Raw genomic sequence first — 22,079 nt, forward strand, 5'->3', positions numbered from 1 at the left:
ATGAGTTCTGCTCATAGATGCTATTTCAACTTCCGCGTTGATAGAGCATCGCGGTCGGAGTTTCATGGAGGTAGTTCTTCGTAGAGGAAAAGACTCGAGCCGAAAAGGAAAGTGCTGTGCAAACGTACGACGTCGTCATCGTGGGATCGGGATTCGGAGCATTGGCTGCCGCCAAGTCTCTGGGCAAGGCCGGTGTGACGTTCTCGCTGATCTCCAGCACCACCGAACACCTTTTTCAGCCGCTGCTCTACCAGGCCGCCACCGGAATGCTCTCGACGGGTGAGATCGCCCCTCCGGTCAGGCGCATCCTCGCGCAGTACGACTCGGCGGACGTGCGTCTCGGGCGCGTCGTCGATGTCGATCCCGAGAATCACCAGGTCACCTACATCGGTGCCGGACAGAGCCACACCATCGGCTTCGGTCGATTGATCGTCGCCACGGGTGCCACGCAGGCGTACTTCGGGCGCGACGAGTTCAAGGACCGCACGTTCGCGCTCAAGACCGTCGACGACGCGATCGCTCTGCGTGAGCAGATCCTGAGTTGCTACGAAACTGCGCACCTGACAACCGATTCGGCTGCTCGCAAGGAATTGCTGAGCTTCGTCGTTGTCGGTGCAGGCGCGACGGGTGTCGAATTGGCCGGCCAGATCAGGGATCTCGCGCACCGCTATTTCGCCGGCTCGTTCCCCGACATCGACCCGAGCGACGTCACGGTCACTCTCGTCGACGGGGTCAAGGAAGTTCTGCCCGCGTTCGGCGGCAAGCTCAGCGCGTACGCCCGCACGAAGCTCGAGAAGTCCGGCGCCGACGTCGTCACCGGAGCCATGGTCACTGACATCGCCGACGACGTCGTCACGGTGCAGGATGTCGACACCAAGACCTCGCGTACCTACCCGGCCAAGACTGTCATCTGGTCGGCCGGTGTTCAGGCCAGCGATCTCGCGGCCACGATCGCCGAGCGCACCGGATGCGAAACCGACCGCGCCGGTCGCCTTCTCGTGCACGACGACCTGACGGTCGGTTCGGCGAAGGACATCTACGCGATCGGCGACGTGACGTCGTTGAACAAGCTCCCGGGACAGTCACCGGTGGCGATGCAGCAGGGCAGGCACGTCGCGAAGATGATCATCGGAAAGGTCGACGCGGGAACGCCGTTCGAGTACACAGACAAGGGCAGCATGTCGATCGTCGGCCGATTCAGCGCGGTGGCGCGGCTGTTCGGCAAGGTCGACATGTCGGGACCGATCGCCTGGCTCATGTGGCTTGCCGTGCACCTGATGTACCTGGTCGGCTTCCGGAATCGCTACGTCGCGGTGGTGTCGTGGATGACGTCGTACATCGGCGACAAGCGACCGCACTTCCAGTACACCGACCACTCTGCCTCTCTTATCGAGCGCGCCGATGAGACTGCCGATGACGAGGAGCGAAAGGCGGCCTAGCTTTACCGGCTGCTCACGAGGCCGTTGCGGTAGGCCCAGATCACCACGTGCACTCGGGTTTTTACGTCGAGTTTGCGGCAGATGTTACCGATGTGGGTCTTCACCGTGCTCTGTTCGAGTTGCAGTTCCCGCGCGATCTCGTTGTTGCCCAGGCCCTGCGCCAGTAGTTGCACCACTTCCATTTCTCGCAGACTCAGGTCGTGTTGCGGCGGAACGGAGTTGGGCCGACTCGGCGCGCCGCGGCGGGCGAACTCGGTCATCAGGCGCGGGGTCAGTCGAGGAGAGAGCACCGCTCCGCCGCCGGCGACGGTGACCACCGCGTCGGCGAGTTCGTCGGGATCGGTGTCCTTGAGCAGGAAGCCCGACGCCCCGGCATCGAGGGCAGCGAACACGTACTCGTCGAGGTCGAACGTGGTGACGACGATGACGCGAACGCTGTCGAACTGCGCCAGTATCTCGCGCGTTGCGGTCAGCCCGTCACCGTTCGGCATCCTGATGTCCATCAGTACGACGTCCGGTTTCAGGGTCGATACCTGTTGTACGGCATGCTTTCCCGAGCTCGCGTGGCCGACCACTTCGATGTCGGGATGGCCGGCCAGGAACAGCTCGAACCCCTGTCGAACCACGGGTTGATCGTCCGCGATCAGAACGGTGATCATGCCGGCACCTCCTGCGCCCGAGAGATCTTTCCGCCGACGGGCAGTCGAGCGTGCACGGTCCACGTCGTTCGGTCGTCGGAAAATCCGGCGTCGAGGGTCCCGCCGAGTAGAGCGGCCCGCTCCCGCATTCCCGGAATACCGAATCCCTGTCCTGTGGACTCGCGCTGCTCTGTCCCATTCGACGGCATCGTGTTGGTGACGGTCACCTCGACGGCCGACGAACCCACGGTCACCTGCACGCGCACAACGCAGTTCGGCGCATGGACTCGGGCATTGGACAACGCTTCTTGAACGACGCGGTAGCACGTCAGTTGCACGGCGCTGTCGGTATCGTCACTGTCTGCCACGATGCTCGTCTGGACGCGCCCGAACGAGATTCGAGACTGTTCGATCAGCTCGGCGATGTCGGAGATCATCGGTTGCGGTGCAGTGGCGGTGTCGAAGCTGAGGTCGGTGTCGAAGCTGTAGGCCGTGTCGCTCGGTCGCAGGATGCCGACGATCTGGCGCAGGCTGTCGAGGGTGCGCTGGCCGTGTCCGATTGCGCCGGTGAGTAGTTCGCGTGCCTGCTCGGGGTTGCTCGGGATGAGGGTCTTCGATGCTTTGGCTTGGATGAGCATGCCGGTCAGGTGGTGAGCCGCGACGTCGTGGAGTTCGCGTGCCATGGCTTTTCTCTCGTTGTCCAGCGCCGCGTCGAGCTGCTGGCGGTGTTCGATCTCGGCTCGGCGGAGGGCGGCCTCGCTCTCGAGCTCCTGGGCTCTGTTCCGTGCGATGTACTTACCCAGAGCGATGAGCACCGTGTAGTTGATGGCGAGGTTCACGACCTGCTCGGCCACCACCCCGATCGTGCCACCGGGTCCGGCTGCGGCATCGGGAAAGGACAGCCGGGTGTCGACGCTGACGACGATCTCGAGGATGAGGCCGACGGCGAGGGGAGCGAACAGGCGTGGCCCGGTCACTCGAATTGCCAAGGCGGCGATCGCAAACCAGTACAGCGGGGTGAATCCGAGAGTGCGGTCCGGCAGAACCAGAATCAGCGCGACGCTGATCGCGACCACCGACAGGTACGACACGACGGGAAACGATCGGCGCACACACGTCGCGGCCGTCATCGCCAGCAGGGCAGCGATACCCACTGCGATCAGGGTCGGGCTGCGGACGAGTTCGTCTTTGGTGTCACCGACCATGCCGGTGGAGAGTTGGAATCCGGCGTAGACGAGCGTGGCCAGGAGCATTTCGAGCGGCAGCACCACGGGATTTCGCGGTCGCCATGCGGGTCGAAACCTGCGCAGTGTCCTGGAACCAGCCACCATCAGAGTCGACTCCGTTCTCCTGCCGCATCTTTCGAGCTCGAGTTGTGCTTGCCGGCCACCCACAGCGGTCCGGTGACGAACCAGAAGAACGTGATGACGCCGAGTGGCTGGATCACGGTCTTCAGTGCCGCTGCCTGCTCCGAGTCTGCCACGGTGTACGCGAGGCCGTACGTGATCACCAGTGCGATAGTGGCGGCGACCAGCCACTTCACGAATCCGCGGATCTCTTTGCGGTAGGCCTGCGGACCGGTCTTCGGGGCCTTGACCGGTGCGGGTCCACCAGCGAATTGGTGTGCGAAGCGTACGTCGAGCCAGGCGACAGTGGAGTGCGAGAACACGACGGTCCAGCCGAGGTAGATGCCGGCGAGGCGGTGAGCGAATTCGACGTCTCCGCCGCGGTGTAGATCGAGCGCCACCGCCCCAATCAACACGAGGTCGAGGACCGGGAGCAGGGCGAGCGTGATGGTGCTGGCGCGTCGCATGCGTGCCAGGTAGCGCAGGCACAGGCCGCCGATCACCAGAACCCAGAAGCCGATCTCGCAGATCGCGATGGTGAGCAGAATCGGATTGTCCATGGACCGATCTCACCGCAGTCGACGTGCACCCGATACCCCCGCGGAGGCGTCGTAGCTGGTGGTTCGGCCGAAGGTACGACGCTGCGCTCCACCGAAAGTCGTAGCTGATCGCGCTACTGTGGAAGTACGCATACAGGACATACGAAACAGGGAGTCCGACATGGCAGGCAAGAAGATCGACAGAGTGCATGCACAGTCCGCGCTGGAGACGGTTCGAGAGAATCCCGGCATAGCGTTGATCGCCGCGGCACCGGCGTTGGTGGTGCTGGCGCTGGTGTGGTGGCTGCTCGGGTTTCCCGCAGCGCTGATCCTGTTGATCGCAGCAGGCGGTGCCGGCTACCTGTACCTCAGGAACCGCTGATCACTGATCGGCGCGCGGGATGCAGAACTCGGTGATCGTGGCCGAGCTTGCTGCGAGCTCTGCCCACGACTTCTCCGTGGTGAGCACGGCGATCGCCGAGGTGGGGAAGCGGTGACGAACCTCGCGGGCCACGTCGGTGTCGTCGTCTGCCGCCAATTCGAGTGCGGTCCAGGGAATTCCGGGTTCGTGTCCGACGACCAGCAGTGTCGAGACGGTCACGTCGTCGAAGTACGTGTCCGCAAGGCGGATCTCGTCGATGATCTCGTCGGCGGATCCGCCGTAGATGTCTCGCTCGAAGCGGGTGGGAGCGTCGCCCAGGCCGGTAGCGGCCAGCGTTTCGCGGGTGCGGAGGGCCGTCGAGCAGAGCACTGCATCGACGCGGCCGACGTGTTCGGTGATCCAGGCTCCGGCGAGTGCCGCCTCGCGTTGGCCGCGCGGCGCCAGGGGTCGTTCGTGATCCGGCACTCCGTCGGGGTAGCCGGATTTTCCGTGCCGCATGAGCACGAGGGTCCTAGTGGTCGCCATGCCGTCCACCGTAAACGGTCAGGGCGGCGGGATCGGCCAGAACGTTCACCGGTTCCGGGAAGACGAACTTGCGCATCGCCCACCAACGGAATGCGGTTGCCAGCAACGTGCCGATGATGGAGCCGCTGACGAAGTCGGCGATGTTTTCGGTGAGGAAGGACACGTTCGGCGACCGCAGATCCAGCATGTAGCTCGACACCCAGAGCGGTAGCTGGTTGATTGCCAGGCCGGTTCCGGCGACGGCGAAGAACAGCGCTGCCTCGTGGTGACGACGTCGCCCGCCTCGCGCTGTGAACGACCATTCCCGGTTGAGGATGTACGACACGATCGTCGCGATCAGCACGGCCAGAACGTTCGCTGTCACCGGCTTGTCCTGCAGGATCGTCCACTTCAGGCCGAAGAACAGTACGACGGTGACGACGAAGGTGATTGCTCCGACGATGAGGAACTTGAGGGCCTCGGCGTGCTTGACGAGGGGCTCGAGCCAGCGCTCGGGAACGCGGTCGGTGAGGCGGTCGGACACATGCATCCCATCGACGTTACCTCGAGTAACGGATCCGGCCAGACGACGAACGATAGGCTCGCATCGATATGACTGGTGCCAGGCTGTCCGTTCTCGTCGTCTTCTTCGTCAACGGCGCGGTGTTCGCGAACTGGGCTCCCCGCATTCCGGAGATTCAGAACTCACTGTCGATCGACGTGGCAACGCTCGGCCTCGCCTTGACCGGTGTCGGGCTCGGCGGGCTGGCGGCAGCCCCCGTCGCCGCTGCTTCGGTCCGACGGTTCGGCAGTCGATGGACCATTCTCGCCTCGGGGTTGCTGTTGTGCGCGGCCTTCGTCCTGCCCGCGGTCGCAGTGTCGTCGTGGACGCTGCTGGCGGCGCTGGTACTGCTCGGCGGAGCCGATGCGGTGATGGACATTTCGATGAATGCGCAGGGCGTCCTTGTCGAGGAACGAGCGGGGAAGTCGCTGCTGAGCGGCTTCCATGCCGCCTGGAGCGTCGGTGCCGTCGTCGGGGGAGTGACCGGCGCGGCCGCGGCCGGCATCCGGATGCCGGTGGCGGCGCACTTCGGTCTTGTCGCGGTAGTGCTGGTGCTCGTTCTTGCTGCCGTCGGACGGGGTCTGGTGGGTCCGGAATCGGTGGCACTCGACGATCACGAGGACCCAGCATCCGGCCCCGTTCTTGTGCGCCCGACCGCAGCACTGGCCCTGCTGGGGGCCGTGGTGCTGCTCGCCGGGCTGATGGAGGACTTTCCGCAGTCGTGGAGCGCGGTCTACATGACGACCGAAGAGGGCGCGGGCCCGGGTTCGGCCGGTATGGCGTTCGTTGCGTTCTCGGCCGCGATGCTGATCGGTCGGTTGGTCGGAGACCGGGTCGTCGACCGGTTCGGCCCGTCGACGGTGCTCAGCGGAGGCGCGTCACTGGTGGCCGTGGCGTTTCTCGTCATCCTGGGACTGTCGGTTCTGACCGCGGATCTACCGGTCCTGGTCATCGGGGCGTTCGCGGTTGCGGGCCTGGGCGCGAGCCCACTATTTCCCATCGTCTTCAGCCTGGCCGGGCGGCTTCCCGGTGTGTCCTCGGCAGCGGCTATTTCGATCGTGTCGCTGGTCTCTCGGATCGGATTTCTCGTGGCGCCCTTGGCCGTCGGTCGCGTCGTGGATGCGTCGGGCTTCGGATCGGTGTTGGGTGCCATTGCCGCGGCGGGCGTCGTCGTCGCGGTGATCGGGTGGTACTACGGCCGCAGATTCCCCGTCGACTCGGCTCAGGAGCGCGGCTCCAGGTAAGTGCGCAACAACCGACGTACCTCCTCGGTCGAGAGTTGCTCGGGGTACGTCACCGCCTGCAGCGTCAGGCCGTCGATGTAGGTATGCAGTTCGGCCGCTGCGTGTTCGTCCGCGGCGCGGTCGAATGTGAATGCGGGAGAGTTCGGGCGGTCGAGATCGTGCAGGTGCGCCCACGCGAGCCGGCACAGGTAGCGGCTGCCGAACCACCCGGCCGTCTTGAGGGCTGCAAGTCGCTCGTCGAATCTGGCACGCACGATCGCTTCCAGCCATACCGACGCCTCGGCGCGGCGGTCCTCGTCGAGGGGCAGCATCTCCTCGAGGACGCGGATCGCTCGCGTCGGTCCGTCCCCGTCGGTGGGGTGCGCCTCCAACCGATGTACGACGCGTTGCGTCATGGCCTCGGCCGCGAACAGCACCAGTTCTCCTTGGTCGGAGAAGTAGTACCGAAGTGATCCGGGGGAGACGCCGGCTTCGGCGGCGACGCTGCGTACCGTCGCCCCGTCCATTCCTGCTCGTTCGATGACGCGCCACACGGCGGCGACGATCTCCGCCCGGCGTGCGTCGTGGTCGACGATCTTCGGCATCGGTCTGTTTTAGCACGCAGGAATTTTTTTGACACAACTGTGTCGTAAACCTGTTACGGTACAGCTGTGTTAATTCAGCTGATCGGGCTCGCGCTGGTGGACAGCATCGGCGTCGGGACTCCTGCGGTTCCGCTGTGGATGATGCTGCGGCCGTCGTTCCGGGTGCGTGTCGTTCTGCTGCATCTGGGTGTGTTGGGGCTGGTCTACTTCGGGGTCGGTGTTGCCTTGTGGGCGGCCACCGATGGCCTGAGCGGCGCGATTCCTGGTGACGCGTGGACTCGATTGGCGGTGGGTCTTGTGGTTCTGGTCATGGGCCTGGTCTGTGAGCGTCGGCGGCGGGGCCCGAGCAGTGCGTGGTGGGCGCGGCCCCCGAGAAGCGTTCGCGGTGTGGTCCTGCTCGCCGTCGCTGTGGGCGCGGTGGAAGTGGCGACGATGCTGCCCTACTTCGCGGCGATCGATGCGGTCGTCGAGTCCGGCCTGGGGTGGGGGTTCTCGGTGCTACTGCTCGCGGGGTACGTGCTCGTGACGCTCTCACCCGCTCTCGTCCTGCTCATCGCCAGAGTGTTTGCGCAGGAATATGTTTCGTCGCTCACGCCAACTCTGCTCCGGCGCGTGGATCACTGGAGTGGGGACGTGTCGGCGACGGTGTTGCTCGTGGTGGGCGCGCTACTGGCCGCGGATGCGGCAATCGAACTGAACCTGGTCTGACCCAATTGTGGTCCGAATCGATGAAAGGGAAACGATGAAAGCAAGGAATGCGCGCAGCATCGTCGTAATTGTCGTCGGAGTTGTGCTGGCACTGTTCTTCTGGGACTTTCGGTTCTTCTGGTTCCAGGGCGGCCCGATCGGCTGTGTTCTGGTGGTACTCGCGATGGTCGACGCATGGGAATCGCGCCGCGGCACCCCGAAGAAGGGATTGCTTGCGGAACTGCGAGACGACATCGTCGGCGGTGCGGATTCGAGCGACACACCCGAGCGTGGCCCTCGGCCGTGAGTGGCTCTGCCGGCTCGTATCGCCAGGACGGTACTGAATTCTCGGCCCGGGCGTGATAGACAAGCTGTTCGGCGGTGCTGTATCGAGCGGAATGGTGGTGGCCTGGTGACGACCGGTGTCGACGCGGGGCTTGCTGAGCGCTCGCCTCGGCGTGGTCTGACCGCTGCCGGTACCGCCGTCATCGTCCTGGGTTTGGTGGCCGGTTGGGTCGTCGTCTACTTGGTCGGTCTGATGGGTGCGCTGTGGCGTTTCCGTGAGCCCGACGCGCCGGCCCCGATTCTGTCGATAGGGGATCAGTGGGCCGATCTCGCTGTCGGCGCGGCGCAGGTGTTGGTGGGTGCCGTCGCGATCGCCATCGTCTGGTTCGTTCGGCGTCGGAAGCTGCCTACGGTGTGGCCGGCCCGCAGTGGGACCGCGTTCGAGGCTGCGCTCACGTGGTGTGCCGCGATCGGTGCCGCTTCTGCTTCGCTGCTCGTGTTGTCGCGGTTGGACATCGTCCGATTCAGCTTCTCGATCCCGGCCTCGGTCGAGTCCGATTGGCTCGCAGTGGTTTCCGCTCTCGTCGTGGGTCTACGGGAGGAGCCGATCCTGGTCGCGTTGCCGGTGCTGCTGCTCGTCGGCCGAGTCCCGATCTGGGCGATCATGGCGTTGTCGGGCACGATGCGGGGCCTCCTCTACATGTACTTCGGCGGAGGCGGTTTTCTGTGGGCACTGTGCTGGGGTGCCGCGGCGGTCTGGGTGTTCTACCGCTACCGACGACTGTGGGTGTTGATCGCCATCCACGGATTGGTGATGAACATCCAGGTGTTCGATCGCGTGATTCCGTCCGAGAATGCGGCGACAGTTCTGCAGTGGGTCAACATTCTGATCCTGTTCTCGGCGCTGCTGTGGTGGATCACTCCGCGTGCGCTGGAAGCTTTCCTGCCGAACACGGTGGCCGTTCGGTACGGCGATTCGACCGTCGAGACGACTCCGATGGTGGCCGAGGTGGTACTGAACCCCGAGAAGCTCGATCCCGACGAGTCCAGACGAGAACCGCCGGTCAAGCCCTGACCATCCGTGCTTCGTGGCACTCCCAGAGCGGGTCGAACTTCTCGGTGCCGTCCAGCTCGAACCGATGCTTGCGGTAGAACGCCACCGCGCGATGGTTGGCCGCTGCCACCCACAGATATGTGGATGCCTCCCGGTCGATCACGGTGGTCATTAGTTCTGTTGCGACGCCCGTGCCGTGGTGCTCGGGCACAACGTTCAGTGACCACAGTTCGGTCGGTGCCGGCGGATTGTCGTCGCGTGGTGGGCCGCCGGTGGCGAAACCGACGATGCGTGAATCGCTGGTGTCGACGGCGCATCGGGTGCGCACACCGCGCCTCGACTGCTCGTCGAGGCGGGCGATGATCTGCTCCCAGCGTTCGATGCGATCGTGAGGGCGTATCGCATCGAGCTTGGCGCTGTTCATCATTCCCGCGTACGTCGCCTTCCAGATCGCCACGTGCGCTGCGCCCAGTTGTTCCTCGTCGCCCGGGCGGATGTCGCGGATCGTGTAGCTGGCCACCGTTGCAGTTATACCGATACGACTCGAATTGTTCTCGGATTTTCTTGTCGTACCCCTCTCGTATCATCGAATTCATGTTCGATACCGGGGGGTGGGGAGCGGCGGAGACGCCGCCGGTCGATGACTGTATCGCGGGGTTTCTCGACGTCATCGCACTCAACCGTGTCAACGAGAATCTCGCTCGGGCAGCGACCGTGCTCGCCTACTGCGACGTGCTCGAGATGCGCCTCGAGGCAGCCGAGGCTGCCGGTGGAGATCCGGGCGAGACAGTCCGCGGTGCCCTGTGCGATCTGGCCGTGACGATGACAGGAACGCGCCGCGATGCGTCCGTGGTGCACGACGTCGCGGAGCGTCTGCATCGAATGCCGTTGACTGCCTTGCGTTTCGTCACCGGCAGCTTCGACTGGTCGACGGTGGTGACGATCACCTCGGTGCTGCATCGTGCCAGTGACGAGACGATCGCGAAGATCGAATACGAGGTGTGTGCGGCGGGTGGCCGGATGCGTCCGCAGGCGCTGCGTAATCGGATCTGGCGGCTGTGGATGAAGGCCGATCCGGTCGGTGCCGCAGCTGCCCGCGAGACGGCGAAGTCCGAGGAGGTCGGCGTGCGGATCGACCGCACCGGTCCGGGTGGGATCGCGTCGCTCATTGCGAAGATCACCGATCTCGAAGCGGCAGAGGCGGATGCGCTCATCACCGAGATCGTCGGAACGGTCTGTAAACGCGACCTACGATCGACGGGGACGCTGCGGGCCGCGGGTCTGATGGCGTTGCTGCACGGCGAGCATTCACTGGCGTGTCAGTGCGATCGCGGCGACGACTGCCCGGTGGCAGGCGCTGTCGACGATATTCCTCCTCGGCGCGGGCATCTCCTCCAGATCGTGGTGGCTGTGGAGACGCTGCTGGGACTGTCCTCGGAGCCTGCGACCCTCCCCGACGGGACGCCCATCGACCCCGAAGTGGCGCGCATCGTCGCCACCGACGCGAAGTGGCAGGCGCTGCTGACCGAGTTGGTGGAGATGCTGAAGCCGGAACAGGGAAACACGGGCGACGACGGATCGAACGATGACGGCCGGGGCGGTGACAGCCCTGATACCGATGGGCTGGACGGTGGCACCGAAGGCGGCCCTGACGATGGCGGTCCTGACGACGGCGGCCCTGACGACTGCGGTCCTGACGGCGGCGGCCCGGATGGCGATGGCCCTGACGACGGCGGTCCTGACGGGGGCGGCCCGGATGGCGATGGCCCGGATAGCGGTGGTCCAGACGACATTGGCCCCGATGGCGGTGGTTCGGGCGGCCGCGGTTCTCCCAACGGCGGCAGCGGCGGCACCACGGGCACCCCTGACGGCCCGGCATCGGAACGCCCCGGCAGTCGCTCGCACTCCGGCCCTGACCAAACCGGCTTCCGCAGCGGCGATGGGCTGGGTGCGCAGTCGAGTTCGTTCGGACCGTTCTCTACGGCGGTGCCGTCGTTGTTGCGTCGGGTAGTCGGTATGGGTCGGGTACGAGGTGCCGCCCAGCTTCCGTCCGTGCGTCTCGAGGGTGCCCACTGCCTCCCACCTGCGGTCCCGCTACTGGGGGAGGAGTCTGTCCGCGATGGGCTCGTCGCACGGTGGCTTGCATGGATTGCCGACCGGCCCGAGCGTGCTTGCGGCATCTTTCCCGACGGTCATGGCGGCGAGTCCGTTCCGTCGCGGTCTGCGGTGACGTATCGGCCCGGTGCCCGCATCGCGGCGTTCGTTCGGGCTGCCTATCGCACGTGCACTTTCCCGAACTGCGACGTGCCGGCGGCCCGGTGTCAGATCGATCATCTGGTTCCGTTCGATCACGACGATCCCGAGCGGGGCGGCTGGACGATCGTGACCAATCTTCAGCCGGTGTGCGTGTTCCATCATCAGGCCAAGACCTCGGGGGCGTGGTCGGCCGTGATGCTCGCAGGCGGCGCGATTCTGTGGTCGAACTCGCTCGGTCTGCGCAGAGTCACGTTGCCGGAGTTGTCGATCGCGACTCCCCGCGCATCCCGCCGACGGCGAAGGGTTTCGTCGAGGCCGGGAGCGAGCCTGCTCGAACCCACCCGCTGGGAGCTCGAGTACAGCGGGTGTGCACCACCGACTCTGGACGACTATCGTTCTGCGACAACGGGTATCGACCGAAAGAAGTTGGCGGAGAAGCGACGGTCCTACCTGGAACACTGTCGCGTCGTTCATGCACGCGTCCGATACGACCGCACCCGATACGACCCTCCGCCCTTCTGAACCACACCCGTGCCGGTGTGGCACAGGCCGCTGGCCTGCTACCTTGAACGCCGTTCAAGTTTCTGGGGCAGGTCACCGCCCCACTCCTCGAGGAGCCACCGTGTCAGATGTCGACAGCAGTACCCGCCAGCCGAGCCGTAAGGTCAGCCGAATGAACGTCTCCGCCCGCGACATGGCGCAGATCGCAGTGTTCGCAGCACTCATCGCCGCGCTCGGTCTGCCGGGATCGATCACGGTCGGGTTCTCGGGCGTCCCCATCACCCTGCAGACCCTCGGCATCATCCTGTCGGGCGCGATCCTCGGACCACGCAAGGGCACGGCCGCGGTCCTGGTGTTCCTCGCCCTGACGATGATCGGCCTGCCGCTGCTGGCCGGAGGACGCACCGGTCTCGCCGCCATGGCCGGGCCCACCGTCGGCTACCTCGTCGGCTGGATACCGGCCGCGTTCCTGATCGGCCTGCTCACAGCGCGCATTCTTCCCAAGTACTCGATCGTGCTCGGCCTGCTGATCAACGCCGTCGGCGGCATCGTGATCGTCTACGCATTCGGCATCATCGGACTCGTTCTGCGCACCGACGTCGGACTCTGGGCCGCCGTCACGTCCAACGGACCGTTCCTGCCCGGCGACATCGCGAAGGTCGTCGTCGCCACCGTCGTCGCCAAGAGTGTCCATCGCGCGTACCCGGGCCTGATCAAGGCGTGACTCTCACGCTGGGAGGTCGAGGCCGCGACAACGACACCGCCATCTCCTGGGCGGGTCGCACACTCACCTACGCCGAACTCGACGCAGCCGTCGAGCAGTGGCCTCACCTCCCGGTGCACGGCGCTCGATTTCACGACGCATCAGCACTGGAGCTGCCGGACGCGTTGATCTGCGTTTTCGCGGCAGCCAGGCAGGGCAGTGCGGTCCGAGTGGAGGATCCGGCCGCCCGTCCCGAGCGCCCTGCGCACATCGATCCCGATGCGTTCCTGCTGGTGGCAACCTCAGGCTCCACCGGCCGGCCGAAACCGCTCGCTCGCACGGCCGCGTCGTGGGTAGACAGCTTCCCCGAGTTCACCGACATATCCGATATCCGCCCGACCGACACCGTGCTCATCACCGGGCCGCTGCACGCCACGATGCACCTGTTCGCCGCGGTGCACGCACTGTGGTTGGGGGCGTGCGTCACCGACGATCCCGCGCAGGCCACTGCTGCCCACGCGGTGCCCGCGGTACTCCGTGACGTCCTCTGCCGGATGCCTCATGCCCGGATTGCCGTCGCTGCCGGAGCCGGCCTCGATGATGCTGCCGCGCAGACGATCTCGGCGCAAGATGTCAGGCTGGTCGAATACTACGGCTCGGCGGAGTTGTCGCTGGTAGCGGCGAGGGTGGTGTGCGAACAATCGTCTCTGAGGCTGCTCCGGGATGTCGAAGCACGCACCGAGGACGGGTACCTGTTCGTTCGATCGTCGTACGCCGCGCTGGGTGCGCGCGATTGGTTCGGCGTCGGTGATCTGGCCGAACTGAACGGCTCCGAACTCCTCGTCCACGGCCGCGGAGATGCAGCGATCAACGTGGGCGGAACCACCGTGATCGCCGAGGACGTGGAAAGCATCCTGACCGGGCTCGACGGCGTCCGAGCTGCGGCAGCGATCGGTACACCGCACGCGGTTCTCGGCGAAACGGTCTCAGCCGTCATCGAACTCGACGGAACCCGCGACCTCGACCTGGTGCGCGCCGACGCTCGCGCAATCATGGCGAAGGAGGCGCTGCCGCGACGCTGGACGGTGGTGCAGCAGTTGCCCCGCACCGCGAGCGGCAAGATCGCCCGAAGGGCCCTGCTGTGAATGTGTCTGCCTCGAACATCCCCGTCATCGTTGCGGCCAAACGTTCGGCAATCGGTATCGCCGGGCACGGCTTCGCCGATGTCACCGCCCCGAACCTCGCCGCGCCCGTGCTGAAAGCTGTTGCAGCAGAAATCACCTCACTCAATATTCCGATCGACGACGTGATTCTCGGCAACTGCCTCGGTCCCGGCGGTGATGTCGCACGGGTCTCGTCGCTGCTTGCGGGCCTCGGTGTCGGAGTTCCCGGAGTCACCGTCGATCGGCAGTGCGGATCCGGGCTCGACGCCGTCGCGCAGGCCGCGTCGCGCATCCGCAGCGGCGACGAGACGCTGATACTGGCCGGTGGCGTCGAATCTGCCAGCACCAGCCCGTGGAGGTTCTGGCCACCGGTCGACGGCGAAGAACCCGTCCGCTACACCCGAGCGCCGTTCGCTCCGCCCGGCTTCGAGGACCCGGACATGGGTGTGGCAGCGGACGACCTCGCGCGAATCCGCGGTATCGGGCGCGAACGCCAAGATGCCTACGCTGCACGGTCGTTCGCGCGCGCGGCGGCTTGCGACTTCTCGGCCGAGATCGTCACGGTGAACGATGTCGCAACCGACGAGCGCATCCGCCCCAACATGACCGCCCAGCGGCTCGGCAGGCTGCGCCCCGCATTCACCCCAGCCGGCACGTTCACCCCAGCCGGCACGGTGACCGCGGGCAACTCGTGCGGAATATCCGACGGCGCAGCGGTTCTGGCCATCACCACCGCCGAGCGGGCGGCCGGGATGCCGGCGTTGCGCATCCTCGGCAGCGCGGTCGCAGGGTCCGACCCGGCTCTTCCCGGGCTGGGTCCGGTGCCGGCGATCGACAAGCTGCTCGCCCGCACCGGGGTGAGCCTCGCCGACATCGACACCGTCGAAATCACCGAGGCTTTCGCGTCGGTCGTGCTCGCGGTCTCGGATGAATTGGGCCTCGACGAGGACCGCATCTGCCCGGAAGGTGGAGCCATCGCGATGGGGCATCCGTGGGGAGCATCGGGCGCAATTCTGCTGGTACGGTTGGCCTCTCGAATGTTGCAACCCGGGGGTCCGGCACTGGGCCTGGCGGCCTGCGCCATCGGCGGCGGGCAGGGAATAGCGATGCTGGTGGAACGAGCTACATGAGCAGGGTCATATGAGCACAATCAAGTTCGAGAACATTTCGCACTCGTTCGGGGAACGGCAGGTGCTGCACAGCATCGACCTCGAGTTCGACGAGCGCCGGATCGGCATCATCGGCTCGAACGGTTCCGGCAAGTCGACGCTCGCGCGGATGATCAACGGTCTGATCAAACCCGATACGGGCCGTGTCACGGTCGACGGTATCGACGCCGCCAAGAAGGGCGCGCAGGTACGCAAGAAGGTCGGGTTCGTGTTCACCGATCCCGATTCGCAGATCGTGATGCCCACTGTCGCCGAGGATCTCGCGTTCTCGCTGCGCAGGTCCGGGCTGAACAAGCAGCAGGTGGCCGAGCGGGTGGAGGAGATTCTCGTCCGCTTCCGTCTCGATCAGCACCGCGACCATCCGGCGCACCTGCTCTCCGGTGGACAGAAACAACTGCTGGCGATCGGTGCCGTCCTCATCCGACGACCGGAGGTGGTCGTGGCGGACGAACCGACCACGCTGCTGGATCTGCGGAACGGACGCGTCGTCGCACAGGCTCTGGATTCGATGGACCAACAAGTCATCGTCGTGACTCACCAACTGGCACTGCTGGACAGCTTCGAGCGCGTCATCGTCATCGACGACGGCCGCATCGCGTTCGACGGCACCCCCGCCGCCGCGGTCCCGGCCTATCGGGAGCTGATCGGATGATCGGTCTCTACCGGCCCGGTACCTCGCTGCTGCACCGGATGAGCCCGGGATCGAAGCTGCTGGCGCTGATCTTCGCGATCCTGGGGACGGTGATCTTCGCGCGCACTCCGCTCGAGGTCGCAGCGGTAGCGGTGCTGGTCGCGGCATTGTTCGCGGTGGCTCGCATTCCAGCGAAAGTCGCACTGGCGCAACTGCGTCCGGTGCTGTGGATGCTGCTGATCATCGGCGTGTTCCAGGTGATCATCACCACCTGGCAGCGCGCCGTCGTGGTGTGTGGGGTGCTGGTGATCTCCGTAGCTCTGGCAGCTCTCGTCACCCTCACCACCCGGGTGACCGACATGCTCGATACCGTCACCCGAGCGCTCGGCCCCGTCCGCCGCTTCGGCGTCGACCCGGATCGCATCGGGCTGCTGCTGGCCCTGGCCATCCGATGCATCCCTCTACTCGCGTCCATCGTCCAAGAGGTGTCGCAGGCCCGTAAGGCACGCGGACTGCAGTGGTCGATGACGGCACTGGCAACGCCGGTCCTGGTGCGGGCCCTCCGCACCGCCGACGCCATGGGAGACGCCCTCGTCGCGCGCGGTGTAGATGACGATGGTGTCGATGACGATGACCACGAGTGAACTCCTCGCCGCCCGGATAGCGCGGCATTTCGACCGCTCCGAGGCAGCCGTGGTCGACGCGACCGGGGAGATCACCTACCGCGAATTCTGGGACCGGGTGACACGCACGGCGACCGCAGTGGCAGGGATGCGTCGCATCGCGGTTCTGCCGACGTCGGACATCGGGTCGTTGGTGGTCGTCGTCGCGGCGATGCATGCCGGGGTGAGTGTCGTTCTGCTGCATCGGCATCTGTTGGCTCAGGAATTCGCCGATGTCGTGGCGGTGTGCGAGCCCCCGCTGATTGCCGCGCACCCGCGTCAGCACGCGAGAGTGCATGGTTGGGGTGCAGTGGACGTGTTCGCACCCGAGGACATGGCTGCCAAGACAACCGCCGCGCCCACCCCCACACCGGATTCCGAGTTGCTCGTCGGCGTCACCTCGGGAACCACCGGTCCGCCCAAGTTGTTCGTGCGCAATCAGGCGTCGTGGGCGGCGACGCTGGATCGCTCCGATGCCTTGTTCGATCTGGGGCCGGGAGATCGGGTGTCCGCACCGGGCACTCTCGATCACACGCACTTTCTCTACGGCGCACTGCACGGGCTCACCCGCGGGGCGACGGTCGACCTACGAGGGCCCACGGCAGCTCTCGAAGATGCTGCGACACATCTGTATTCGGTCCCGACCATCGCCTGGGACATCGCTCGCTCAGGAGTGCGATCGAACAGTGTCCGTGAGGTGCTCTCGTCCGCGGCGCGATGGGCGGAGCCGGGGAGGGCCGCTCTGGCGGCGGTACTTCCGAACGCGGCGCTGACACATTTCTACGGGGCGTCCGAGCTCAGTTTCGTTTCCTACGACCGAAGCGAAAGCAACGGCGCGGAGGTCCGCGGTCAGCTGTTCGACGGGGTCGAGGTCGAGATCAGGGACGATCTGCTCCACGTCCGCAGTGACATGCTGTTCGACGGCTACCTGAGCCGAGTGGGAGGCCTCACGACCCTGACGAACGGGCCGGTCGACGGGTGGATGACCGTCGGCGATCGCGGCAGTGTCGAAGAGGGTCGACTGACCTTGCACGGCCGTGGCAGCGAGACGATCGTCCGGGCCGGGCTCACGGTGGAGTTGACCCCGATCGAGGCGGCCCTGCTCGCAGTTCCCGGTGTGCTCGAGGCCGGGGTGGTCGGGTTGCCCAACGACAGAACCGGTGAGGAACCTGCTGCCGGAGTTGTTGTGGCGCAGACCGGTTCGATATCCGTAGCTCGGATTCGCCGCCACCTGCGCACCGTGCTTCCGGGCCCCAGCCTGCCCGTGCTGATCGCCGTCGTGGACGCTCTTCCGCGTACGCCGCGCGGCAAGCTCGACCGTCAGGCTCTGGCGGCAACCTTGGCCACGGTGCGGACCGTGGGCTCGCCGGATGCTCCGGTGACGACGAACCAGACGGTCAACGCGCCGCCCTCGTAGCGGTGGCGCAGAGTGACGCGTTCACCCGCCAGTACCGGGCTCAGGTATTCGATGACGGCGCGGTGCGGCGACGCGGCCAGCTCGGGCACGTCGACCAGCAACTCCTCGATCGCGTGCCAGTAGACAGCATTGTTGAGGTGGTCGAACGGATCGATATCGGTTGCGCGCAAGGGGAACTGTACATCCGTGGGCGATTCGGCCGGCACCGGCTCGGTCAGCCATGCCTTCCATCGCAACCGGTGTTGATCGGTGGTTCGCGCGAGCATTTCCAGGGCGCCGTCGCTGATGCGGGTCGGCATTCCGGTGTCCTTGCTGATGTTGATCCAGAAGCCCTCGGTCTCTATGCGCCCACCCTTCGGTGTCGTCAGTGCCACGCGCATGTTCGACCACCGCGTCGACATCGACGAACACCAACGCCGCATGTGTACTCGGTCCGGGAAATGGATCGGCTCGAAGACGTCGATGACGGTGCGCCGCACGATCCACATGGGATCCGTCTTGCCCAGGGGAGTAGCGTCGAGGTTGTCGGTACCGATGTCCTGCAGGTAGCGGGCAACGCCGTCGAACCGTAGTCGGTTGTTCGGATCGATGTCGCCGGTTCGCACCGGCCAGTCGGTCTCGAAACCCTCACCGGGCGGCGGCTCCGGTGCCAGTTCGTCGTCGAATCCTGCCGGTTCCACACGTGCATTGGTCACGTCCGCACTGTACGCGCGCACCTACACGATGTGACGGGCGCGCATACCGTCGAACACCGGTGCCACGCGCACCACGTCGCCGCGTTGGGGTGCGTGGACCATCTGGCCGTTGCCCATGTAGATCGCCACGTGGCCCGGCCCGGCCGGCCCGAAGTTACCGAACAGCAGATCGCCCGGTTGCGCCAGTTCCATCGGGATCTCGGTGCCCACGTTCCACTGAGTTTCCGAGGTTCGGGGCAGCGTCACCTTTCCGCCCGAGGCCTTGTAGAGGGCATACGACGTCAGACCCGAGCAGTCGAATCCGCCGCCGGACGGTCCGTTGATGTTGCCGCCGCCCCACACGTACGGAAGTCCTAGATAGTCCATCGCCAACTGCACCGATCGGCCGCCGATTCCGGTGAGGTCGAGTCCGGCGAACGGGGTCAGGATGGCGGCGAACTGCGTTTCGGTCGCCCGGATGCGAGAGACGTACGGCTTGGTCTGCGTCTCGTAATCGAATGTGCCAGAGGGCATACCGCCCGATCGCAGCACCGCTCCCGCGCCGGCGTTGTATCCGGCCAGGGTCAGATCCAAGGTGTCACCGGATACCTTGCCCTCGCGCTTCCATCCGTCGACCTGCCCGTAGATATCGCACAGCAGTGTGCCCGACGCCATCACCGAATCACCGATGCTGTTGACGTCGGTGACACCGTTGCCGTCGTAGTCCTTGCCGTAGGTCGCCCAGGTTCCTGGCATGAACTGCCCTGGCCCCTGCGCGCCGGTGCTCGAGACCGGAGCAGTGGGGCCGTGCCGAAAACCGTTCTCGGCGGCATACAGTGCCGCGATCGTGGTCGCTTTGACGCCGCCGCAGATGTTGCCCGCCTTCTGCAGCCACGGCACGAAGGCGGTGATCGCTCCCACGGCACCCAAGCCGATCGCGCCCACGTTGATGCCGGTGAACGTGGCGGGTTGACCGGGAAACAGCGCACGCCTGATGGCCTCGGCCGACGCCATGAACGCGGTCTGGGTGGCGATATCGGCGGCGGTGTACGTACGGCCGGCGAATTGAACGGCACCGGCACCGAGCGCGGCTGCGGTGGTGGACACCGCATTCGACGACCCAGCGCCCGAGGAGAACACACTGAACGGCAGTGGCGCGCTGGGTACCGCCGCAGCGAGAGCGGCAGGAGCGGCGGCAACAACATCTGTCGCTGCCGCAGCTGGATCGGTGGCACTGGCCGGATCAGCGGTATCTGCTGCTTCTGTGTCCACTGCTTCGATGTCTTCCACCGTCGGCAGATCGGGGAGCATCGGTTCGGCGGCGGTGTGCAGGCCCTCGGCGGCGTCGGAGAGAGTGCGGTCGGCGATGTCGGCGGCCGGTTCGGGCATGGTGCCCAGTAGTTCGGTCCACTGATCGCTCATCGTCTTCGCCTGATCTTCGGCGTTGGCGGCAATGTCTGCCGCCTGGTCCTGCACCGCCTGATCGGGAATCGGAGCCGGGGCGTCGGTTCCGGCGACTACACCGGCGGCGGACACGATGACGGCAACGATGACTGCGAATGGATCGCCTGCCATGTATCGACTCCTGCTACTCGAACGATCTTCCCCGAGCCAGGAGCTGTGATCAGTCTCACTCGGGTGCTGCACCCATCATGCACGGTGCAGACGTTCGACTCATGAGATTCGCAAAAGGAAATCAGGGTTGTCGGAGCAGTATTTTCAAACCAAAGTTGCCCAGTAGTCCGAGAACCGGATTCCGATGAGCGCGACGACGATTGCGTACCACACCGCGAGCAGCGTCCAGCGCCATTCCAGGAAGAGTCGGCCGACGGTACCGCCGCTGTTCGGGCCTGAGCCGACCAATCGGCTCAGAGCCAGCAAGAACAGCGGCATCGTCACCGCCCACACCACCATGCAGTAGGGGCACAGGGCGTTGATCACGTACAGGCTCTCGAAGATCAGCCAGTGCACGAAGACTTCGCCGAGCAGCAGGCCTGCGGTCAGTCCGAGCCAGAACCAGTGCGGTAGTTCGACGCGGCCGAGCCAGAGCACCCCGGCGACGAGAGCAATGGAGAAGGCGACGATACCGAGGATGGGGTTCGGAAAACCGAACAGCGCAGCCTGTTTCGTCACCATCACCGAGCCGCACGAGAGCACCGGATTCAGGCTGCACGACGGGACGTACGACGCGTCCTCGAGCAGTTTGAATCGCTCGATCGTCAGCGTCATTGCGGCGAGTAACCCGAGCGCGCTGAAGACGGTGAATACAACAGCGCCTGCGCGTGTCCTCATGGCGACCGGTTGCCGCTCAGTTACCGGCAGCGGCGGCGAGGATGTTCTCCGGCGTCGGGTTGGAGATGTCGGTGCCGTTGACGCGCACGTTCGGCGTTCCGTTGATGCCTTCGCCGAGGACCGACTGTGTCTGGGTGGTGACCCAATCGGTGTAGCTGCCGTCGGTGATGCACGACGTGACGGCGGGGGAGTCGGCCCCTGCAGAGGCGGCGATCGCGACGAGCTCGTCGTTCGTCAGTCCGGTTCCGCCCTCGGCCGGCTGCTGCTCGAACATGGCGGTGTGCCAGTTCATCCAGTTGGCGCGGTCGTTCTCGGCGACGCAGATGGCGGCGCTTGCCGCGCGGGTGGAGTACATGGTTCCGTTCGAGAACCGGTCGAGAATGGAGATGGGCCGGTAGTCGACGGCGACATTTCCCGCGTCGGCCAGCTGCTGCAACGTCGATCCGCTGATGGCCTCGAAGTTCTTGCACGCCGGGCACTGGAAGTCCTCGACGACGCTGACGACGGTGGTGGCATCGGGGTTGCCGAAGCGGATGGCACCGTCGTCCGTCACCGACGTGGGGGTGAGCTGGGCCCCGGTCGATTCGCCGGAGCCTGCGGCGGAAGATGCATCCCCCGACGTCGAATCCTTGTTGACGATGAAGAGGGCAATCGCCGCCACGAGCGCGATGAGAACGACTGCGACGACGATCTGGATCAGAGTCCGACGATTCTTGTCGCCGTTCTGCATGGCCTTGATGTCTTTCGAGACGTTCTTGCTCGTGTTCACGGCGACCAGTTTATGCAGGACAACCTGAGTGTCAGATGAGAGCTGGGTTGAACGAGAGCTGTGTCAGATAAGCGCAGCCAGTCTTTCGATGGCGAAGCGGTATCCGTCGATCCCGAGTCCGGCGATGACGCCGCTGGCGATGGGGGAGACGAAGGAGTGGTGCCGGAACTCCTCACGGGCGTGCACGTTGGAGATGTGCACCTCGATGATCGGCACCTCGGGGATGACGAGAGCGTCGCGCAGCGCCACCGAGGTGTGCGTCAGTCCGCCGGGGTTGATGACGATGCCCGACGCCACCCCGCGGGCCTCGTGGATCCAGTCGATGAGTTGGCCCTCGTGGTTGGATTGCTCTGCCTTGACGGTGAGTCCGTGCTCGGCGGCGGTCTTCTCGCACAGGGCGACGACGTCGGCGAGGGTGGCGTGGCCGTACACCTCCGGCTGCCTGGTGCCGAGCATGTTCAGATTCGGACCGTTGAGCACCAACAGCTGCTTGGCCACGACGTCGCTCCATTTCTTGCTTCGGGTACTACTGCCCGCTCCGAGTACTACCGGCTACGACTATTCCACAGCGTGGTTGA

At 65.5% G+C, this 22,079-nt stretch carries 25 protein-coding genes; 13 read left to right on the plus strand and 12 right to left on the minus strand.

Annotated features, from left to right (window positions below; genetic code table 11):
- The first annotated feature begins 116 nt into the window (after positions 1–116).
- Entirely contained in the window at positions 117–1,439 is a 1,323-nt protein-coding gene (locus R3P95_RS11925) for an NAD(P)/FAD-dependent oxidoreductase (RefSeq protein WP_300522375.1), read from the plus strand.
- A 2-nt stretch (positions 1,440–1,441) separates the two neighbouring features.
- On the opposite strand, the gene R3P95_RS11930 is transcribed toward R3P95_RS11925, so the two are convergent.
- The 3 genes from R3P95_RS11930 to R3P95_RS11940 form a co-directional block, all read right to left on the minus strand.
- Entirely contained in the window at positions 1,442–2,098 is a 657-nt protein-coding gene (locus tag R3P95_RS11930) for a response regulator transcription factor (RefSeq protein WP_300522373.1), read from the minus strand.
- Positions 2,095–3,345: a sensor histidine kinase gene (locus R3P95_RS11935; RefSeq protein WP_300522370.1), complete on the minus strand. Its 1,251-nt coding sequence runs from the start codon at positions 3,343–3,345 to the stop codon at positions 2,095–2,097. The genes R3P95_RS11930 and R3P95_RS11935 overlap by 4 nt, the downstream gene beginning before the upstream one ends.
- A gap of 62 nt (positions 3,346–3,407) precedes the next feature.
- Complete coding sequence (locus tag R3P95_RS11940; protein ID WP_300522368.1) at positions 3,408–3,983, minus strand: hypothetical protein; 576 nt, start codon at positions 3,981–3,983, stop codon at positions 3,408–3,410.
- Between the two features lie 160 nt (positions 3,984–4,143).
- On the opposite strand from R3P95_RS11940, the gene R3P95_RS11945 reads away from it, so the two are divergent.
- Positions 4,144–4,344, plus strand: a complete 201-nt coding sequence (locus R3P95_RS11945) for a hypothetical protein (protein WP_068053408.1) — start codon at positions 4,144–4,146, stop codon at positions 4,342–4,344.
- Here the strand turns inward: R3P95_RS11945 and R3P95_RS11950 are convergent, their stop codons facing one another.
- Positions 4,345–4,869, minus strand: coding sequence for a SixA phosphatase family protein (locus R3P95_RS11950; RefSeq protein ID WP_300522366.1), 525 nt, complete (start codon positions 4,867–4,869; stop codon positions 4,345–4,347).
- Complete coding sequence (locus R3P95_RS11955; RefSeq protein ID WP_094668723.1) at positions 4,856–5,398, minus strand: GtrA family protein; 543 nt, start codon at positions 5,396–5,398, stop codon at positions 4,856–4,858. Before R3P95_RS11955 ends, R3P95_RS11950 begins: the two co-directional genes overlap by 14 nt.
- 62 nt (positions 5,399–5,460) lie before the next feature.
- Here R3P95_RS11955 and R3P95_RS11960 point away from each other — a divergent pair, with 62 nt between their 5' ends.
- Complete coding sequence (locus R3P95_RS11960) at positions 5,461–6,654, plus strand: MFS transporter (protein WP_300522361.1); 1,194 nt, start codon at positions 5,461–5,463, stop codon at positions 6,652–6,654.
- Here the strand turns inward: R3P95_RS11960 and R3P95_RS11965 are convergent.
- Positions 6,633–7,238, minus strand: coding sequence for a TetR/AcrR family transcriptional regulator (locus R3P95_RS11965; RefSeq protein ID WP_300522358.1), 606 nt, complete (start codon positions 7,236–7,238; stop codon positions 6,633–6,635). The genes R3P95_RS11960 and R3P95_RS11965 overlap by 22 nt on opposite strands.
- A gap of 66 nt (positions 7,239–7,304) precedes the next feature.
- Here R3P95_RS11965 and R3P95_RS11970 point away from each other — a divergent pair, with 66 nt between their 5' ends.
- From R3P95_RS11970 to R3P95_RS11980, 3 genes are all read left to right on the plus strand, one after another.
- Positions 7,305–7,946, plus strand: a complete 642-nt coding sequence (locus R3P95_RS11970; RefSeq protein WP_317548461.1) for a GAP family protein — start codon at positions 7,305–7,307, stop codon at positions 7,944–7,946.
- Between the two features lie 34 nt (positions 7,947–7,980).
- On the plus strand, positions 7,981–8,232 hold the full coding sequence (locus R3P95_RS11975) for a hypothetical protein (protein ID WP_317548463.1): 252 nt from the start codon (positions 7,981–7,983) through the stop codon (positions 8,230–8,232).
- Between the two features lie 105 nt (positions 8,233–8,337).
- Positions 8,338–9,285: a CPBP family intramembrane glutamic endopeptidase gene (locus R3P95_RS11980; protein WP_269595351.1), complete on the plus strand. Its 948-nt coding sequence runs from the start codon at positions 8,338–8,340 to the stop codon at positions 9,283–9,285.
- Here the strand turns inward: R3P95_RS11980 and R3P95_RS11985 are convergent.
- A complete protein-coding gene (locus tag R3P95_RS11985; RefSeq protein WP_317548464.1) occupies positions 9,275–9,784 on the minus strand; it encodes a GNAT family N-acetyltransferase in 510 nt (169 codons plus the stop codon). The two genes, R3P95_RS11980 and R3P95_RS11985, sit on opposite strands and share 11 nt — an antisense overlap.
- A 74-nt stretch (positions 9,785–9,858) precedes the next feature.
- On the opposite strand from R3P95_RS11985, the gene R3P95_RS11990 reads away from it, so the two are divergent.
- The 7 genes from R3P95_RS11990 to R3P95_RS12020 all read left to right on the plus strand — a co-directional run bounded on the left by R3P95_RS11990 (position 9,859) and on the right by R3P95_RS12020 (position 17,766).
- Positions 9,859–12,042, plus strand: a complete 2,184-nt coding sequence (locus R3P95_RS11990; protein ID WP_317548465.1) for an HNH endonuclease signature motif containing protein — start codon at positions 9,859–9,861, stop codon at positions 12,040–12,042.
- Positions 12,043–12,214: 172 nt separating this feature from the next.
- A complete protein-coding gene (locus R3P95_RS11995; protein WP_149407593.1) occupies positions 12,215–12,745 on the plus strand; it encodes a biotin transporter BioY in 531 nt (176 codons plus the stop codon).
- Positions 12,742–13,869, plus strand: a complete 1,128-nt coding sequence (locus R3P95_RS12000; RefSeq protein WP_317548466.1) for an AMP-binding protein — start codon at positions 12,742–12,744, stop codon at positions 13,867–13,869. The genes R3P95_RS11995 and R3P95_RS12000 overlap by 4 nt, the downstream gene beginning before the upstream one ends.
- Positions 13,866–15,017 carry a thiolase family protein gene (locus tag R3P95_RS12005; protein ID WP_317548468.1) on the plus strand — a complete coding sequence of 384 codons (1,152 nt, stop codon included), beginning with the start codon at positions 13,866–13,868 and terminating at the stop codon, positions 15,015–15,017. The genes R3P95_RS12000 and R3P95_RS12005 overlap by 4 nt, the downstream gene beginning before the upstream one ends.
- A gap of 10 nt (positions 15,018–15,027) precedes the next feature.
- A complete protein-coding gene (locus tag R3P95_RS12010; protein ID WP_300524665.1) occupies positions 15,028–15,708 on the plus strand; it encodes an energy-coupling factor ABC transporter ATP-binding protein in 681 nt (226 codons plus the stop codon).
- Positions 15,705–16,331: an energy-coupling factor transporter transmembrane component T family protein gene (locus R3P95_RS12015; protein ID WP_300524662.1), complete on the plus strand. Its 627-nt coding sequence runs from the start codon at positions 15,705–15,707 to the stop codon at positions 16,329–16,331. The genes R3P95_RS12010 and R3P95_RS12015 overlap by 4 nt, the downstream gene beginning before the upstream one ends.
- Complete coding sequence (locus R3P95_RS12020; protein WP_317548469.1) at positions 16,312–17,766, plus strand: AMP-binding protein; 1,455 nt, start codon at positions 16,312–16,314, stop codon at positions 17,764–17,766. Before R3P95_RS12015 ends, R3P95_RS12020 begins: the two co-directional genes overlap by 20 nt.
- On the opposite strand, the gene R3P95_RS12025 is transcribed toward R3P95_RS12020, so the two are convergent.
- The 5 genes from R3P95_RS12025 to aroQ form a co-directional block, all read right to left on the minus strand.
- Positions 17,670–18,461: an acyl-[acyl-carrier-protein] thioesterase gene (locus tag R3P95_RS12025; protein WP_394855411.1), complete on the minus strand. Its 792-nt coding sequence runs from the start codon at positions 18,459–18,461 to the stop codon at positions 17,670–17,672. The two genes, R3P95_RS12020 and R3P95_RS12025, sit on opposite strands and share 97 nt — an antisense overlap.
- Positions 18,462–18,482: 21 nt before the next feature.
- Positions 18,483–20,015 carry a C40 family peptidase gene (locus tag R3P95_RS12030; RefSeq protein ID WP_300524658.1) on the minus strand — a complete coding sequence of 511 codons (1,533 nt, stop codon included), beginning with the start codon at positions 20,013–20,015 and terminating at the stop codon, positions 18,483–18,485.
- Between the two features lie 144 nt (positions 20,016–20,159).
- Positions 20,160–20,732: a vitamin K epoxide reductase family protein gene (locus R3P95_RS12035; protein WP_300524655.1), complete on the minus strand. Its 573-nt coding sequence runs from the start codon at positions 20,730–20,732 to the stop codon at positions 20,160–20,162.
- Positions 20,733–20,748: 16 nt separating this feature from the next.
- A complete protein-coding gene (locus R3P95_RS12040) occupies positions 20,749–21,501 on the minus strand; it encodes a DsbA family protein (protein WP_300524652.1) in 753 nt (250 codons plus the stop codon).
- A gap of 63 nt (positions 21,502–21,564) precedes the next feature.
- Positions 21,565–21,999 carry a type II 3-dehydroquinate dehydratase gene (aroQ, locus tag R3P95_RS12045; RefSeq protein ID WP_082899543.1) on the minus strand — a complete coding sequence of 145 codons (435 nt, stop codon included), beginning with the start codon at positions 21,997–21,999 and terminating at the stop codon, positions 21,565–21,567.
- Between the last annotated feature and the right edge of the window lie 80 nt (positions 22,000–22,079).

Origin of the sequence: Rhodococcus cercidiphylli (genome assembly GCF_033042225.1) — a bacterium.
GTDB lineage: Bacteria > Actinomycetota > Actinomycetes > Mycobacteriales > Mycobacteriaceae > Rhodococcoides.